8 protein-coding genes are annotated in these 16,414 nt (G+C 59.8%); 3 read left to right on the top strand and 5 right to left on the bottom strand.

Going from position 1 to position 16,414, the window contains the following annotated elements; translation table 11 throughout:
* Position 1 precedes the first annotated feature (1 nt).
* The 4 genes from VHE34_RS08530 to VHE34_RS08545 form a co-directional block, all read right to left on the bottom strand.
* Positions 2 to 2,140: a tetratricopeptide repeat-containing sensor histidine kinase gene (locus VHE34_RS08530; RefSeq protein ID WP_325586723.1), complete on the bottom strand. Its 2,139-nt coding sequence runs from the start codon at positions 2,138 to 2,140 to the stop codon at positions 2 to 4.
* Positions 2,137 to 4,791: a histidine kinase dimerization/phosphoacceptor domain -containing protein gene (locus tag VHE34_RS08535; protein ID WP_325586725.1), complete on the bottom strand. Its 2,655-nt coding sequence runs from the start codon at positions 4,789 to 4,791 to the stop codon at positions 2,137 to 2,139. Before VHE34_RS08535 ends, VHE34_RS08530 begins: the two co-directional genes overlap by 4 nt.
* Positions 4,792 to 4,907: 116 nt before the next feature.
* Complete coding sequence (locus VHE34_RS08540; RefSeq protein ID WP_325586727.1) at positions 4,908 to 6,872, bottom strand: sigma 54-interacting response regulator; 1,965 nt, start codon at positions 6,870 to 6,872, stop codon at positions 4,908 to 4,910.
* A 10-nt stretch (positions 6,873 to 6,882) separates the two neighbouring features.
* A complete protein-coding gene (locus VHE34_RS08545) occupies positions 6,883 to 9,036 on the bottom strand; it encodes a histidine kinase dimerization/phosphoacceptor domain -containing protein (protein ID WP_325586729.1) in 2,154 nt (717 codons plus the stop codon).
* Positions 9,037 to 9,250: 214 nt separating this feature from the next.
* On the opposite strand from VHE34_RS08545, the gene VHE34_RS08550 reads away from it, so the two are divergent.
* From VHE34_RS08550 to VHE34_RS08560, 3 genes are read left to right on the top strand one after another with little or no spacing between them, the layout of a single operon-like run.
* On the top strand, positions 9,251 to 10,030 hold the full coding sequence (locus VHE34_RS08550; protein WP_325586731.1) for an alpha/beta hydrolase: 780 nt from the start codon (positions 9,251 to 9,253) through the stop codon (positions 10,028 to 10,030).
* Between the two features lie 27 nt (positions 10,031 to 10,057).
* A complete protein-coding gene (locus VHE34_RS08555; RefSeq protein ID WP_325586733.1) occupies positions 10,058 to 11,056 on the top strand; it encodes an alpha/beta hydrolase in 999 nt (332 codons plus the stop codon).
* A gap of 12 nt (positions 11,057 to 11,068) precedes the next feature.
* Positions 11,069 to 13,693, top strand: a complete 2,625-nt coding sequence (locus tag VHE34_RS08560) for an alpha-L-rhamnosidase (RefSeq protein WP_325586735.1) — start codon at positions 11,069 to 11,071, stop codon at positions 13,691 to 13,693.
* A 16-nt stretch (positions 13,694 to 13,709) separates the two neighbouring features.
* Here the strand turns inward: VHE34_RS08560 and VHE34_RS08565 are convergent, their stop codons facing one another.
* Positions 13,710 to 16,298 (bottom strand): sensor histidine kinase, encoded by a 2,589-nt coding sequence (locus VHE34_RS08565; RefSeq protein WP_325586737.1) that lies wholly within the window; start codon positions 16,296 to 16,298, stop codon positions 13,710 to 13,712.
* Between the last annotated feature and the right edge of the window lie 116 nt (positions 16,299 to 16,414).

Genomic DNA, 16,414 nt, shown 5'->3' on the forward strand with positions numbered 1-16,414 from the left:
GTCATAAAGATGCGGATATTCTCCTTATTTCGTTATCGGTACCCGGGCCGTTCTTCGTCATCGGTTCCAACCAGGGAAAGCAGAGCCGGATCAGAAGACCCTGAGACCCGGCGGCGCCGGGATCAGTGGTTGGATAGAGCCGCCTGCCGGGGAGGTTTGCAATCACCAGCTCTCCTTCGAGCTGGAGGCTGAGGGTGTGGATCAACTGGAGCCCAAGGGATTTGGAGCCCGCCGCATCGAAGCCGGCGGGGAGACCTACCCCATTGTCGGCAATTTGGAGGGTGATACAGGATTCGGGTGCTTCCTTCAAGGAAATGCAGATGGTGGGCGAACCGCCGGATCCGCCGGGGAAGGCATATTTTATCGCATTGGTGATGGCCTCGTTGAGGATGAGCCCGAGAGGTATGCATTGGGAGGCATCGAGGACCAGTTGCTGGATGTCGAGGTCGAAAGCGATCTTGTGCCTTGCGGCGAGGCTCTCCCGAAGAAAGCCTACAAGCTCGCGGACATATTCCTGCATATCGATGGTGGTCATGTCCTGGCCCTCCTGGTAGAGCTTCTTATGAACCAGGGAGATGGTGTTGACGCGGGCGCCGATCTCGTGGAAGGCGCTGACGGCGATCTCATCCTTTAGTTCGCCGGCCTGCATATTGAGCAGGCTGATGACGATCTGCAAATTGTTCTTCACCCGGTGGTGGATCTCCCGGAGCAGCCATTCCTTTTCGCCGAGAAGTCGTTCCTTTTCGGTGAGCAGTCTCTGTTGGCGTGCGGAAAGATCTTCCAGCCGGAGGGACATGCGGCGGCGGATCTGCCAGCGGTTGTAAAGTCCGGCGGCGAGAAGGGCAAGCAGGGTGGCGCCGGCGATGAGGCTGTTGCGGACGATAAGGGCCTGCTTCACGGTGGCTTGCTGGAGACGGGACTGGAGGACGGTTTGTTTTTCGAGGTCGGCGATGTGCTGGTTCTTTTTTTCCGTTTCGAACTGCACATTCATTTCGGTCAGCTGGTTGTTCTTGGCGATGTTGGTCAGGGAGTCATGAAAAACGAGGTAGTTGCGAAGGGCGGCCGTCGTACCGGAATAGTCGTGCAACGCGCTGTCCACGCGGTATTTCAACCACCAGATCCGCTCCATATTGTTGATACTGGTCATGCCGCGGTTGTTTCCGGCAGTGAGGGTGTCCAGCAGCGGTTCGGCCTTTTTATACAGGCGGTTGTCCACGTCGAAGTTTGCGATATCGAGATAGGCGCCGGCTTTTGCAAAGGTGAAATCCGGTTGCGGCAGTTGGGTCAGGGTCTTGCGATAGAAATACTCCGCGGAATCGATCTTTCCGAGGGCAGCGTAGCAGTCGGCTGTCAGGAGGGTAAACCCGGACGGCTCCTGTTGCATGAAATGCGTCGTGCGGTCGGACAGGGATTGCATTTGCCTGAGGAGGGCCAGGGCCTTCTCCGGCTGGTGCAGGCGCATATGGGCCAGGGTGCCGTTGCGGATGAAATCGATGGGACTGAGGAACAGGACGGGCGCCTTTTGGAACCAGGGCAACGCCTCGTAAAAATAGTCGAGGCATTTTTGATATTCCTTGATGGTGTAGTAGGTTTTGACAACAGCCTGGTAACCCATGCCGTCGGCCGGGCCCCGCGGGCTTTGAGCGGTGCGGAGACCGTCGAAGGCGACGGCGAGCCCCTCTCTCGTCCTGCCGAGCGAGGAATAGACGATGGAGAGCACGAAGTAGGGGAAGGCATTGTGCTGATGCAGCTTTTCATTCAGCCGGATGCCCTGTAGCGCGACCTGTATGGCGGCGGTCTTCCGGCGGGAGCTGTTGAGCACCCCGCTGGTAAAGGCAAGCGTCTGGATGCAATGATGCCGTATGCTGTCGGACGCCGCGGGCAGAAGCCGGTCTCCGTCGGCGATCGCGGTGTCGAGCATTGCCAGCGCCGCCGGGATCCGCGCGGTATCCCTGGCGGCTTCGGCAACCCTGCCATAGGAGTAATCGAACTCCCTGAAAATATCATGGGAACGGCGGAGGGAATCGAAGGCGGCAGGCCATGGCGCCGCTGTGCGGCCGCTGTCGGCAGGGCGTAATGGCTGACCGAAGCAGGTAGCGGCGGCGAGGCAAAGGGCGGTGGGGAATAAAAATTTCTTCATACAGCGGAGGCGGAGTTTGGCTGACGACGGTGGTGGTTGTCCGATTTCGGATAGCGGGGATCGGGGGGGAAGAGGACGGAGATGTGGACGCCGGGCCGGCTGGTGATCTGGAGGCAACCTTCGAGTTGGGTGCTGAGGATGCGGATCAGTTGGAGACCCATCGACCCGCTGCCGGCGGGTTCGAAGCCGGCGGGAAGGCCGATCCCGTTGTCGGCGACGAGCAGGCGGAGCTGGTTGTCGGCTTCGCGTTTTAAAGCGATCGTAATGGTGGGATAGCCATTCCGGGTGAAGGCGTTGGTGTCGGTGACGGTTTGGCAGGCGCCTGCATTTGCATCGGCGCGATCAGCGGCCGGCGGAAACGCATACTTGATGGCATTGGTGACCGCTTCATTCAGGATCAGCCCGATGGGGACGCACTGGGCGACGTCCAGATCGACCGCATCGATGTCCGTCTCGAAACGGATGCGCTGTCGCAGGTTAAAGCTGTCTTCGAGAAAACCGGCGAGTTCGTCGACATACTCGGGCATCGCTATGCGCATGATGTCCTGGCCTTCCTGATACAGCCGCTGATGGATCAGGGAGATGGCGCGGATGCGGGAGCGGATATCGCCGAAGGCATTGACGGCCAGCTCGTCTTTAAGGGTGGAGGATTGCATATTGAGGAGGCTGATGACGAGCTGCAGATTGTTCTTGACACGGTGATGTATCTCCCGCATGAGCCATTCCTTTTCATCCAGCAGGCGCTGCTGGCGGCCATTGAGCTCGACAAGGCGGTGGTTGCTTTCATCGAGTTCCAGTTGGCGGGCCTGGAGCAGGGTGTTGCTGCGTTGTTTGAGCCGGTAGCGGTTGAAGATGACGGCGAGCAGGAGGATGAGGAGGACCGAGCCGGCGATAAGGCCGTTGCGGAGGAGCCGGCTTTGCTTCAGGTCGGCTTCGCGGAGCCGGGCTTCGGCGTTGAGGCGGGCGATGTTCTGGTCCTTCTTGCCGGTCTCATAACGGGTGGTCGCTTCGCGGAGCTGCCGGTTTTTTGCCTGGCTGGAGAGTGAATCGTTGAGCTGCTGGTATTGCCGGAGATGAGTGATGGCAGTGCGGAAGTTGCCCAGGGCGCTGTCGGCCTGGTAGGCGAGGAAGAAGGCGTCTTTGCGCGAGTTGAGATCGCTGGCGATGCGGTTGGAGTCTGCCGTTGCGAAGCTGAGCAGGGGTTGGGCTTTCGAGTAGCGGCCAGTGGCGTTGTAGAGCCTGGCGACAGCGGTGGTGATCAGAAGCCGGTCGCTGATGTTCAGCTGGCTCGCGGAATCGAACACGGTGAGATAATAGCGTTCGGCCTTTTCATATTGCCGCATGGCGAAGTAGCAGTCGCCATAGCCCATGGCGATCATTTCCCGGTCACGGGGGCGGGCGAGCAGGCAGGTCTTTGCGGCGGTGTCCATGAGCCGAAGGGCGTCCTGCAGGCGGCCAAACTGGATATAGATCCCGGCCAGGCGTTTGCAAATGGCCGGAGCGTCATTGACGGCTTTGTTATCGGCGAGCAGTATCGGAATCGCTTTCTCATAGTAGTCGCGGCTTTTGTCGAGGTCGCCAAGCCAGAGATAGATCTGGCCCAGGGAATTGTAGCCGTTTGCCTCGACGGGCGGAAGCCCGCGGGACTCAGAGACCCGAACGGCTTCGAGGCCATGCTGCAGCGCCTTGTCCATATCGCCCAGGCGTTGATACATACTCGCCAGGGTTGCTTCGGGGCTGGCCCAGGTTTGATGCAACCGGCGGTTGAGCCCGGCGGCTTCCTCTTCGGTAACGATGGCCATGGAGGGCCGCCCCTGTATAAAGTATTGATTCCCGGTACCGGTGAAGTAATAGAAGACTTTCTTGAACAGGGAGGGCGGATCGGAAGGTCGGAGGAGGCGGAGGGCATCGGCACTTAGCTGCCGCATGGCCGAAATAGAGGTGCTGTCGGTGGATGGGGACCTGCCTGCATAAAAGACGAGCCAGAAGAAGTAGTCCGTCTCCCGTTCGATGTTGTTTGCCGCCCGGGCGAAGGGCCATCCTTCCTGCCAGACAGCTTTGCCCGTGGCGGTATCGTGGTTGATGAAAAAGCCGGCGCTGACGTTGATATAGATCTCGGTGCGGATGCGGGGACTGGAAATACGTTTGCCGATGGCGAGCATCTGGTGGCATTCCGCTATGCCGATGTCGAGATCGTGCCGGGTGCGTCGGGGATCGTTGAATCGCCGGCCGGCGAGTTCGTTCAGGAAGCGGACGAGACCGCTGTCACTGAGCGGAGGCAACAGGGTCTTGACCCGGTCGAGGGTCGCTGCATCGTTGGGAAGGCTGTCGTTGATGAAGAGGGCTGCCGTGAGTCCGCCGGCGTTGCCGGTTTGGCGGCTGAGTTGGGCGGCCTGGCGGGCAAGCAGGTGGGCGCTGTCAAAATCACCCGGATAGTCGCCGGGTTTATTGAGATAATAGACGCTTTGTTCGAGGAGGAGGCGAATGCGCGCCGAGTCGGCGGCAGGTTGCCGCGAATGCGTCGATGGGTCCGGCGAAAGCTGGGCTTTGGCCGGGAGGATGCTACCCATCAGAAGGCAGATATGGAGGATATATCGCATCATTCGGCCCCGGATGATCTTCCTGTAAAGTTGATAAGACAGGGGGAGCATTTGTTGTCGGTTTCATCAGTTTCAGGGTCGGTTTTACCGTAGGGTTGAAAAATGCGGTAAGCTGGTGAACGCCGTTGGTCGTGGCTGGGTCTCCGGCGGCGCGGCGCAACGCCCATTTAGAAATGCGATCGCTTTATTCCCAGCCGTTGCATCTTCGACGCCAGCGTTGTCGGTGGAACGCCGAGGAGCTCCGCCGCGCCGCCGCTTCCGCGGATGCGGCCATTGCATTTTTGCAGGACGGCAAGAATATGCGCCCGTTCATTCTCCCGGATGGTATTGGTATGCCAATCGGTGCCTCCGACATGCTGTTGCGCGTTGACGGGCAGGGGTAGCGGGATTTCCTCCAGTACGTCGCTTCGCGCGAGAAGCACGCTGCGGTGGATGAGGTTCTCGAGCTCGCGGATGTTACCGGGCCAGCAGTAGGCCAGCAGCCGTTGGAGCGCGGCATTGGAGACATGGGTCACCGGCTTGCCCGACTTGCGGCTGTACTTGTCGAGAAAATGCCGGGTGAGGGCGATGATGTCTTCCGGCCGTTGCCGCAGGGGCGGAAGATGGATGGGGAAGACATTGAGCCGGTAATAGAGATCGAGGCGGAAGCGGCCGGCGGCGACCTCTTTTTCGAGGTTGCGGTTGGTGGCGGCGATGATGCGGGTATCGACGCGGATGGACGCGGAGGCGCCGAGACGTTCGACGACCTGCTCTTGCAGGGCCCTTAAAAGTTTGGCCTGGATCTCGAGGGGCATGTCACCGACCTCGTCGAGGAAGAGGGTGCCGTGGTGGGCTTGTTCGAAGCGCCCGATACGACGATCGATGGCGCCTGTGAAGGCGCCTCGCTCGTGGCCGAAGAGTTCGGATTCTGCGAGGCTGCCGGGCAGGGCCGCACAGTTGACTTTTATCAGCGGGGCATTGCGGCGGGGCGAAAGGCGGTGGATGGCCTCGGCGATGCTTTCTTTTCCCGTTCCGCTTTCCCCGGTGATGAGCACGGAAGTGTCGGTGGGGGCGACCTGGGCGACGTGGTCGAAGACGGTGAGCAGCAGTGGGCTGCGGCCGATGATGCCTTCAAAACCCGTCTTCGCGGCGTTTTTTTTGGCGGTCGCGGCGGCATCTTTTGGCGTGCTGTGGCGAGAGGCGCCGCCGCCGGCGATCGGACTGCCATTGGCGGGAAGCAATTTCTCGACAGTGTAAATAAGGGATTCCTGCAGGCGCTCGCCAATGGCAACGTGCTCCTGTGTGAACCCCTGCGGCTGGCGGCTGAAAAAGGAGAAGAGGCAGTGACCCCGGCCGGAGATGAGCAAGGGGACCGGCAGCAACAATTGCGCCTGCATTCCGAAGGTATCGGCGATGAGTTTTTCGATGTTGCCATGCCGGCACCGTCCTCTGAAGGCGTCGCCGGTGGCCAGGACGATCGCGGGATCCGCAGGCATCTCCTGCCGGAAGCGCCGGATCTCATGAGCCTTCAGGCGGGTGATGGTTTGCATCTCCTCGTCGCCGATCATCTGGTATTCATCGAATCCAATGCGCAACCAGGCGGAACCGCCGTCTTCCCCCCCGGTGGGAAACCGGGTCATAAAGTAATCGAAAGGGACAAGGGGTTGCAGCGCCCTTGCCAGCTGGAGTACGCATCTCTCCGGATCGTCACATTCTTCCGGCAGGCGCCGGACCTGTTGACGGAACAGGGTCTCCTTCCGTATCTGGGATTGAAGACCGGATTCCTCGTGATGGCGGGCGATGGCCATGGTCACGAGCAGGTCTTTTTCCCGGAAAGGTTTTACCAGGAATCCGTAGGGTTGTGTGGCCTTGGCCGCGTTGAGGGTCTCTTCGCCGGAGTTGGCGGAGAGATAGATAAAGGGGATCTGCGCCTGGCGCAGCTCTCCGGCCAGTTCGATGCCCGTTCCCTCGCCCGAAAGAAAGATGTCCAGCAGAACGAGACCGGGTACGCGAACGGCGATGATCTCCCGCGCATCCTCCACGCTGCGGGCGATGCCGCAAACGGGATAACCGGCGCGGGTAAGCATGAGCCGAAGGTGGTTGGCTTCCACAAACTGATCTTCGACGATGAGAATCTCGGGTTTTTGCTGCATGTCCTTGTTCTTAGCTGGTTATCGTCGCGGGGGCGACGGGAAAGGTTAGCGAAATTACAGTGCCGTTATCATTGATGATGCCGAGCTGACCGCGGATATCCCTGCTGAGTCCTTCGATGAGGGAAAGACCGAGGGAGGACTTCCGGCGGCGGTCTTCGGGGATGCCGATGCCGTCATCGCGGATGATCAGGCGATAGGATGCGCCCGGCAGCGAATGTTGCAGTTGGATCGTGATCTGTCCTTTCCGGCCATCGGGGAAAGCATACTTGATGGCGTTCGTAATGGCCTCGTTGAGGATCAGGCCAATGGGGATGGAGTGAGCCAGGGGGAAGGATACCTTTGCGATATCGAGGACAAACCGGATACTTTTTACGGTATCGAAGGAACTTTCGAGGTAGTCGACGAGTTCGTGGACATAGTGGGGCATGTCGATGGAGGAAAGGTTTTCGGTGTTGTACAGTTTCTGATGGATGAGCGACATGGCCTGGATGCGATGCTGGCTTTCGGTGATGGCGTCATAGGCTTCCTCTCCTTTGAGGTATTCGGCCTGGCTGGCAAGGAGGCCGACGACCATATGGAGATTGTTCTTGACGCGATGGTGGATCTCTTTTACGAGCCAGTCCTTTTCGGTCACCAGCCGTTGGAGCGAGTGGTTCTTCCGATCGATCTCGGCACGCTGGACCTTCAGCAGCCGGTTGCTGCGTTGTTTCACCCGGACGGTATAGTACAGTAAGCCGATGATGATGATCAGCAGGACGATGCCGCCGAGAGTGACCCGGCTGAGGAATTGTTCCTGTCGAAGCTGGGTCTGCTGGGCCTGGGATTGTTGCTGGAGGAGAAGGATGTTGCGGTTCTTCTTTTCGGTCTCGTAAAGAGCGGTGTATTGTTCGACATGGCGGCTCCTGGCCTGGCTGAAGACGGTATCGCTCATCCGTTTGAATTGCTGGTAGTGCCGGATGGCGCTGATGAGCTTTCCTTCCGCCGAGTCGACCATGAAATGCAGGAGCTGGTTCTGGCGGGTATAGGTGGCATTTTTCATGGGTTGGATGAAATCGTTGTATTGTAAAAGCCAGTAGTCTGCTTTGGCGTATTGATGCCGCTTGAGATAGTGGAACACCAGGTTAAAATACCCCTGGGCCTGGCGATCGAAATCGAGATCTTTCCGGGCCAGGGCTTTTTCCACGGCTGCGGCGTAGGCGGAGGACTTGCCGGGCAGGTCCAGCCGGTCGGTAACGGCCAGTAAGTTCCTGTCGACATCGATCGTGTAGGGGGCGAAGAAGCCGGGATAGCGGTTGAGTATGCCCGTGAAAAAATCCAGCGCCTGGCGGGGTCTTCCCCAGGCGGTGAGCAGGATCACCGTGTTGAACGACAGGGTGACGATGCCGTCTTCGGAGTTGTATTTCCGGGCGACGTCGAGGCTTTTCATATAGTATTGCAGGCCTTTTTCATAGTCCCGCATTCCATAATAGGCGGTGCCGAGATGGTTGTAGAAGGTGCAGAGCGACAGGCTGGTGTCCTGCGTGTTTTCGGCGGAGCGGATGGCCAGGAGTCCGTACCGGACGCCCTCGTCGTACTCGGCGAAATAACCGGAGATGGAGCAAAGCAGATCGTACACGCCTTGCAGCCGGGGGTAATTGACGGACTGGTAGAGTTGCAGGGCGTTTTGCAGCGTGACGAAGGCGGCGGAATAGTTGCCGGTCAGTTGCTGCAGATCGGCCATTTCCTTGAGGCAGTCGGCTTTGCGCTTCCGGTTGCCTGCTTTTTCGAAGGCCGCGGCTGCTTTTTCGAGCAGAGGGATCCGGTCGGCAAAGGGCATGTTGCTGAGGGCGGAGGCGGACCACAGCATGACGAAGGCTTCGCCGAGGGAGTCGGGTTGGTCGAGGGCGGTGAAGCCTTCGACGGCTTTTTGCGCGTAGGCCTTTGCTTCGGCGTAGTTGTTGTTATCCTGCGCCTGGCGGCTGTTTTGGAGGTATTGGGCGGGGGTGGTTGATGGGGTGGCCTTGCCGGCGGTTTGGGGGACCTGGGCGATCGGCTTGCCGGAAGTTTGCGCGGAAGCGGTTGCACCGGAGAGCAGGAGCAAGGCGGCGACGCCGATGAAGGCGGCAGGGGGCATTATTGGCGAAAGGATGCTCATGGGCAGGCGCTGCTTGTTGGATGTCTCCATTTATCGTACCGGAATGTGGGGGGAACGGAACCGTCTTGGTTTCAGCCCAATATAAGCAAAACCCGGGAGAGTGGAGACGACGAAACGTCTCCTGTCTTCGTCATACAACGATATGCCGTCGGACGTCCGCGCCGGACGACGAATAAGGGGCTGATTGATAGTCGCTTGGATTTACGGAATATCCTTTGAAGAGAGATGGGAAACGATCCCGTATATGAACAGGCAAGATTCGAGAACCATTGTTTTTTTGACCGGCGCATTTCTGCATCATTCCTGCTGGGAGGAGTGGGTGAAATTCTTCGAGCGCCAGGGCTATTCCGTGCTGACACCTCCGTGGCCCAACAAGGACGCGCCGCCGGATGTGCTGCGCAGCCGGCATCCCGACCGGGAGGTGGCGGCCATGCGGCTGGCGCGGCTAACGGGCTATTTTGCGGACCTGGTGATGCGGATGACCGAGCGGCCGATAGTCATCGGGCATTCGATCGGCGGGCTGATCGCACAGCAGTTGCTGGCCCGCGGGCTTGCATCGAAGGCGGTGGCGATACACTCCGTGCCGCCGCAGGGCGTGTTCGTCTTCTCGCTTTCCTTTCTGCGGGCGGGCTGGCCTGCGCTGGGCTTTTTTACCCCGGCATCCAAAACCTTTATGATGAGCTTCCGGCAATGGCAATACGCATTTGCCAATGGGATGCCGCAGGAATGGCAGGAGAAGGAATATTGCCTGGCCATCCCCGAGTCCAAGCGGGTGGTGCGGGATACGATCGGATCTGCGGCGCATGTGGATTTCCGGCAGACCCGGGGGCCGCTGCTGCTGGTGGCGGGCGAGGCGGACCATACGATACCGGCGAAGCTGAATTATGCCAATTACCGGCGATACGGCGGATCCGGCTCGGTGACGGACTATAAGGTGTTCCCGGGGCGTAATCATGGAGTGCTGCTACAGCCCGGGTGGGCCGAGGTGGCGACCTATATCCTGGATTGGGTAAGGACAAATTGATCTCTTCATTTTTTAAATATTGTTTTTATGAGACTATTGTTTTGTTTGCGGATGGTTACCGGACTTTTGGCGATGGGCCTTTGCATTTCCGTGCAGGCACAGGCGCCGGCTGCGCCGCCGGCGGGTTTCAGGCATGCGTATGCGACGGTGAATGGCATTCGAATCCATTATGTCACCGGCGGGTCGGGTGAACCGCTGTTGTTGTTGCATGGGTTTGGGCAGAATTGGTATATGTGGAACCGGCTGTTGCCGGAGTTCGGGAAGCATTTTACGGTGATTGCGCCGGACCTTCCGGGGTTGGGGGAGTCGGGGAAGCCGGGGATCGATGGGGCGGGTGCCGGGTCAGCGCGGGGCGGCTCGGGGGCTGCCGCGGGGGCCGCTGTTTCGGGCGCCTCGCTGGCGGGCTATGACAAAAAGACGCTGGCGGCGGATATCCATGCCCTGATGGCGAAGCTGGGCTATCGGAAGATCGATCTGGCGGGGCATGATATCGGGCTGATGGTGGCGTACGCCTATGCGGCACAGTATGGGGACGAGGTGAAGAAGCTGGCGCTGATGGATGCGTTGCTGCCGGGGATCGAGCCGGTATGGAGCCAGGTAAGGGGATCGGCATGGTGGTTTGGGTTCTTTGGCTGGGGCGCCAGCGGGCAGCTGGTGGCCGGAAGGGAGGGGTTGTTCCTCCGGAATTTCTGGCCGGTGGTGGGGCATAAAAACGATGCCTTTACGGCCGCGGAGACGGCGGAATTTGTGCGGGCGTATACGGTGCGCGGATCGACCACGGGAGCCTTTCATTGGTTTGCCGCCTTTAACCAGGATGCGGAAGACAACAAGCGCTTCATGCAACACAAGCTGAAGATGCCGGTGCTGGCATTGGGCGGCGAATATTCAGCCGCGGGTTACCTGGCGGAACATTGCCGGCTGGTGGCGGAGAAGGTGAGCGAGTCGAGGATCGCGGGGTCGGGGCATTGGGTGGTGCAGGAGAATACGGCGCAGGTGCAGAAGGATCTGCTGGATTTCTTTAAATGATATCTTTGGTGCATGCTGAAAAAGATCCTGCTCCCCCTCCTGTTGGCCGGCGGCTTCCGCGCCGGCGCCGCCGATTGCCGTCCCACCCATTTACAATGTGAGTACCTGACCGATCCACTCGGCATCGATGCGCCGGCGCCGCGGCTGTCCTGGGAGATGGACGACCCGCGCCAGGGCGCCCGGCAAACCTGGTATCGCCTGGTGGTAGGCACGGATTCGGTGCGGGTGATGGCGGGCAGCGGGGATGCCTGGCAGACGGGAACCGTTCCTTCGGATGCGCAACTCGTCGTTTATACCGGCGCGGGGTTGCGTCCCTTCACGAAATATTACTGGCGGGTGGTGCTTGGCGACTCGGCGGGGCTGGCTTCCGCCCCGGCGATGGGGAGCTTTGAAATGGGGATGATGGACCGGCGGAACTGGCGCGGCGGCTGGATCAGCGACGGCAACGATAGGACCGTTAAGCCCGCCCCTTATTTCCGGACGGAGTTTTCGGTGGGGAAGCGGATAGTATCGGCCCGGGCTTATATCGCGGTAGCGGGTTTGTATGAACTGTCGATAAACGGCCGGCCAGTCGGCGACCATCGTCTCGACCCGATGTATACCCGGTTCGACCGGCGGCTGCTCTATGTTACCTATGATGTCACGGCCGACCTGCAAGAAGGACGCAATTGCCTGGGCGTGCTGCTGGGGAATGGTTGGTACAATCATCAGTCGACGGCGGTATGGCATTTCGACAAGGCGCCCTGGCGTAACCGCCCGGCCTTTTGCATGGATCTTCGGCTGACCTATGCCGATGGAAGCGTCGAGACGGTAACCACCGGCAAGAATTGGAAGACGGCGTTGAGCCCGGTGGTGTTCAACAGCATCTATACCGGCGAGCATTATGATGCCCGCAAGGAGTTGCCGGGATGGAATACGGTGGGATTCAACGATACGGCCTGGAAGGAAGTGGTCTGGCGCTCGGCGCCAGCCGAAACGATCGTCGCTCAGGCGATGGCGCCTATTCGTGCGGCCGTGGTGTTGCAGGCCAGGAAGTTCACCAGGATCAGCGATACGGACTATGTTTACGATATGGGCCGGAATATCGCCGGGGTAAGTTCCATCGCGATTGCCGGCGAAGCCGGAACGGTGGTACGGATGGTGCACGGGGAACGGCTTTCGGCGGATGGACATGTGGATCAATCGAACATCAACGTACACTACCGGCCCACCGACGACAGCGATCCGTTCCAGACGGATATTTACGTGCTGGGTAAGGCTGACGGCGTGCAACGGTTCCATCCCCGGTTCGGGTACAAGGGCTTCCAGTATGTGGAGGTGTTTCTCAGCCGGCCGGCTGTGTTGACGCCTGCCTCCGTCGAAGCCAGCTTCCTGCATAGCGATGTCCCGGCGGCCGGCAGTGTGGCGTCGGGCAACCCGACGTTGGACAAGATCTGGGAGGCGACGAACAATTCTTACCTGTCCAATCTTTTCGGTTATCCCACCGATTGCCCGCAGCGGGAGAAGAATGGGTGGACCGGCGATGCGGCAATCGCTTCGGAGACGGGTCTTTACAATTTTGACGGCATCACGGTCTATGAGAAATGGATGGCGGATCACCGCGACGAGCAGCAGCCGAATGGCGTTCTACCCTCCATCATCCCCACGGATGGATGGGGTTACGAATGGGGAAACGGTCCCGACTGGACGAGCACCATCGCGATCATCCCCTGGAACCTGTATCTTTTTTACGGGGACACCACGGCGTTGTCCCGCTGCTATGACAATATCCGGCGATATGTAGAGCACATCGACGAAGGATACCCCGGCGGCCTGACCAGTTGGGGGCTTGGCGACTGGATACCGGTGAAGACAAAGACGCCGGTGGAGTTGACTTCCACCTGTTACTACTATGCCGATGTGATGATCCTCGCGAAGGCGGCGGCGCTGTTTGGGCGGACGGCGGATCATCAACGGTATTTGGCGCTGGCGGAGAAGATCCGGGCGGCCTTTACGGCGAAGTACTGGCATTCTTCTCCGGGGATTTATGACGAGGGGTCGCAGACGCAGTTGGGCGTTCCCCTATACTGGGGTATCGTTCCGGACAGCATCCAGGCGAGGGCCGCGGCGGCGCTGGTGCGACGGGTGGCGGCGGACGGCTACCACCTTGATGTAGGACTGCTGGGCACAAAGGCGATCCTCGATGCGCTGAGTGAGAACGGATATGCCGGGACGGCCTACCGGCTGGCGGCGCAGGAAACCTATCCGTCCTGGGGTTGGTGGATAGTGAACGGGGCCACGACGCTGTATGAGAACTGGCCGATCGATGCGAAAAGCGATATTTCGATGAACCATATCATGTTCGGGCAGATCGGCGCCTGGCTGTACAAAGGTCTTGGCGGCATCCGGCCCGACCCGGCGGAACCGGGGTTCCGGCATGTGATCGTCGAGCCGCATTTTGTGGCGGGGCTGGATCATTTCGAGGCCCGGCATCGGGGGCCGTATGGGTTCATCCGTTGCGCCTGGCGGCGGGAGAAAAGGGGGGTTACGGTGGAGGTGGTCGTGCCGCCGAATAGTTCGGCGACGATCGTCTTGCCGGGGAAAAGGATGGAGGTGGGCGCAGGACTTACCGGTGGGAGTTGGGGGCGGCGGCGTTGATCCATTGACTTGCCCGTCAGAGCGCGGGGAGATCGCTTTCCTGGCGTTGGAAGACGATCGTGATGCGGAGGCCTCGACCGTCGGTCGTGGGGCGGCCGGTGGCTGGCCGGCGGCTTTCGATGATGGCTTCGCCGTCGAGCTGTTCACCCAGCGTTTTGATCAGCTGGAGACCCATGGCCGAATCGCGTTGGGGGTCAAAGTCGGGGGGTAGGCCGATTCCGTTGTCGGCGATGATGAGGGTGATGCGGCCATCGGCGGACTGGTGCATGGTGATGTCGATGACGCCGGCGGTGTCCGGGGCGCCTGAACGGCCGGCGGCGAAGGGATCGGGGGGATGGGCGCCGGCGGGAAAGGCGAAGCGCAACGCGTTGGTGATGGCCTCGTTGAGGATCAGGCCCACGGGAACGCATTGGGTGATATTGAGCTCGATGGGATCGATCCGCTGGTTGATCGTGATCTCGGGCCGGTCGGAGGCGTCGAGAAGGTAGGCGGCGAGCTCGTAGATGTAATCCCGCATATTGATCATCGTTAGATTCCCCTCTTCCCGGTAGAGCCGCTGGTGAATGAGGCTGAGGGTGCGGATGCGCGAGCCGATCTCTCCGAAGGCGTGAAGGGTGAACTCGTCGTTCAAATACCCGACCTGCATATTGAGCAGACTGGTGACTATCTGCAAGTTCGTTTTTACGCGGTGATGCACCTCGTTGATGAGCCATTCGCGTTCGGCGAGGAGCTTTTGCTGGTGGCTGTTGAGTCGCTGGAGCTCGCGGTTGCTGTCGTTGAGGGCCAGCTGTTTGCTTCGCAGGAGCCGGTGATTTTTCTGCTTGATGCGGTAGCGGTTGTACAAGACGGCAAGCAACAGAACGAGCATGAGGCTGCCCCAGATGAGGGTGTTGCGAAGGGTGCGTACCTGGCTGAGGGTAGCGTGTTGGAGCTGCGCCTGGTTCTGCAGCAGCCGGATATGCTCCTGTTGGAGGCGGAGCTCGCGGTCTTTTCGTTCCGTCTCGTACTTGAACGCCAGTTCCTGGATCTGGCTATTGCGGGCGATGTTGAAAAGCGAGTCGTTGAGGGCCTGGTGCGTGCGAAGATGTCGCATGGCGGAGAGATAGTCGCCGGTGGCGCTGTCGGCGGTATACAACAACAGATGAACGTCGCGCTGCACATACAGCGGGACCATGAAATAGTCCGCGGGCTGGAGCAGCGGCTTGAGATAGGTACGGGCCTTGTCGTATTGTTTTGTCTGGATATACAGTTTCCCAAGAACAAAGGCGGCGAGGGTCTGGTTATAGCGGTTGATCCGGCTGCCGAGATTGTAGCAGTCCATATAGAGTGGTTCGGCCCGGGTATATTGGCCGAGTGCGAAGTAGCAGTCGCCGAAGCATTGGTTGACCAGCTGGCGGTAGGTCAGCTCGCCCATGTCGCCGCGAACGACGTGGGCGCGGAGCCATTCGAGCCCGGCGGCGGGGTTGTTCTCCTTGAGATAAGATTGGGTGACGCTTTTGAAAAGCCAGGCATCCGGGTTCTGGTTGCGCTTGTCGAAAATCGCCAGGACGCTGTCGTAATAGGTTCGGGCGACGACGGGCTTGTTGAGTTCGTCATTGACCTGGCCGAGACACCAGTATGGCTCGAATTCGAGTGTCGGGTTGCCGGTGTATTGCAGGCGGCTGACGGCTTCGAGGCCGTAGGACAGGGCCTTGCTGGCGTTGCCGTTGGAGAGATAGAATTCGATGATGGTGAAATAGGGCCAGCCTTCGACGATGGGGGACTTGCGGTCGAGATCGATGGCGATGAGGTATTCTTTTTCGGCGATGGCGAGTTCACTGTCAAACCAGTGGATGCCGGCCTCGTAGGCGGTGGCCCAGGCGGCGGCGCGTTGGATGGTGTATAGGGCGGCGCTGTCTGCCGGGTCGGGCTGCGGCAGTCCGGTGAGAGCGGCGGCGGCGAGGGAGTCGGCGCGGAGATGGAAACTGAGCCAGCGCCGAAGGGATCTGTGCCAGTCGTCTTTTGTGAAGTCGATGCCGCTGAGGGTCGGGGCGGTGCCGGCGGCGCTGTCATCGCGGCTGCTATAATAGATGGCGAGGCGGAGGAGGAGCAGCCGTTGCTGGAGTGGAGACCGGTTTGGGGCGGGCGTGAGGAGGATATGTTTGGAAAAGGCATGGGCGGAGTCATTGTCCTCGGGGGAAACCTCTTTGAGAACATGATGGGCATTCATGACGGTCAGCGCCAGCCGGACGCGGATGCTGTCATGGCAGAGGTCTGCGAGCCGGCGAAGTCCGGACCAATCCTTTTCCTTGAAGGCGGTCTTGGCGAGAAGGAAGCCCGCCTCTTCATAACCGTGCGAATAACTACAGCGATGACTGAGGGCAGCGGCCTGGTTGGCCAGGAGTGTTGCGCTGTCGAGGATGTTGCGGTCGTCCCCGGCCCTCGTAAGGTACCAGTTGCTGAGTCGTAAGAGGGCGTTGATGCGGCCGGTGTCGGTGCCGGCAGTGTTGTATTGGCGTAAGAGGCGGCTGAGGTTACCGGTGGGTGCGATATCCTGCGCGCCGGCGTTCACCGTCGACAGGGTTCCGGAGAGGAGGAGGATACTAATAGTATAAAGTTTCCACATACGAAAGCAATGGCGGCTGTTTGGCCAACAGGGTTTATGGGGAGGGCCTCATTAAAATTGAGTTTTTTTTTAATATAGTGGGATGTTAAGAGGGTGGGAATCGATGTCAATTTTAT

It is taken from the genome of Puia sp. (genome assembly GCF_035546395.1).
Lineage (GTDB): Bacteria > Bacteroidota > Bacteroidia > Chitinophagales > Chitinophagaceae > Puia.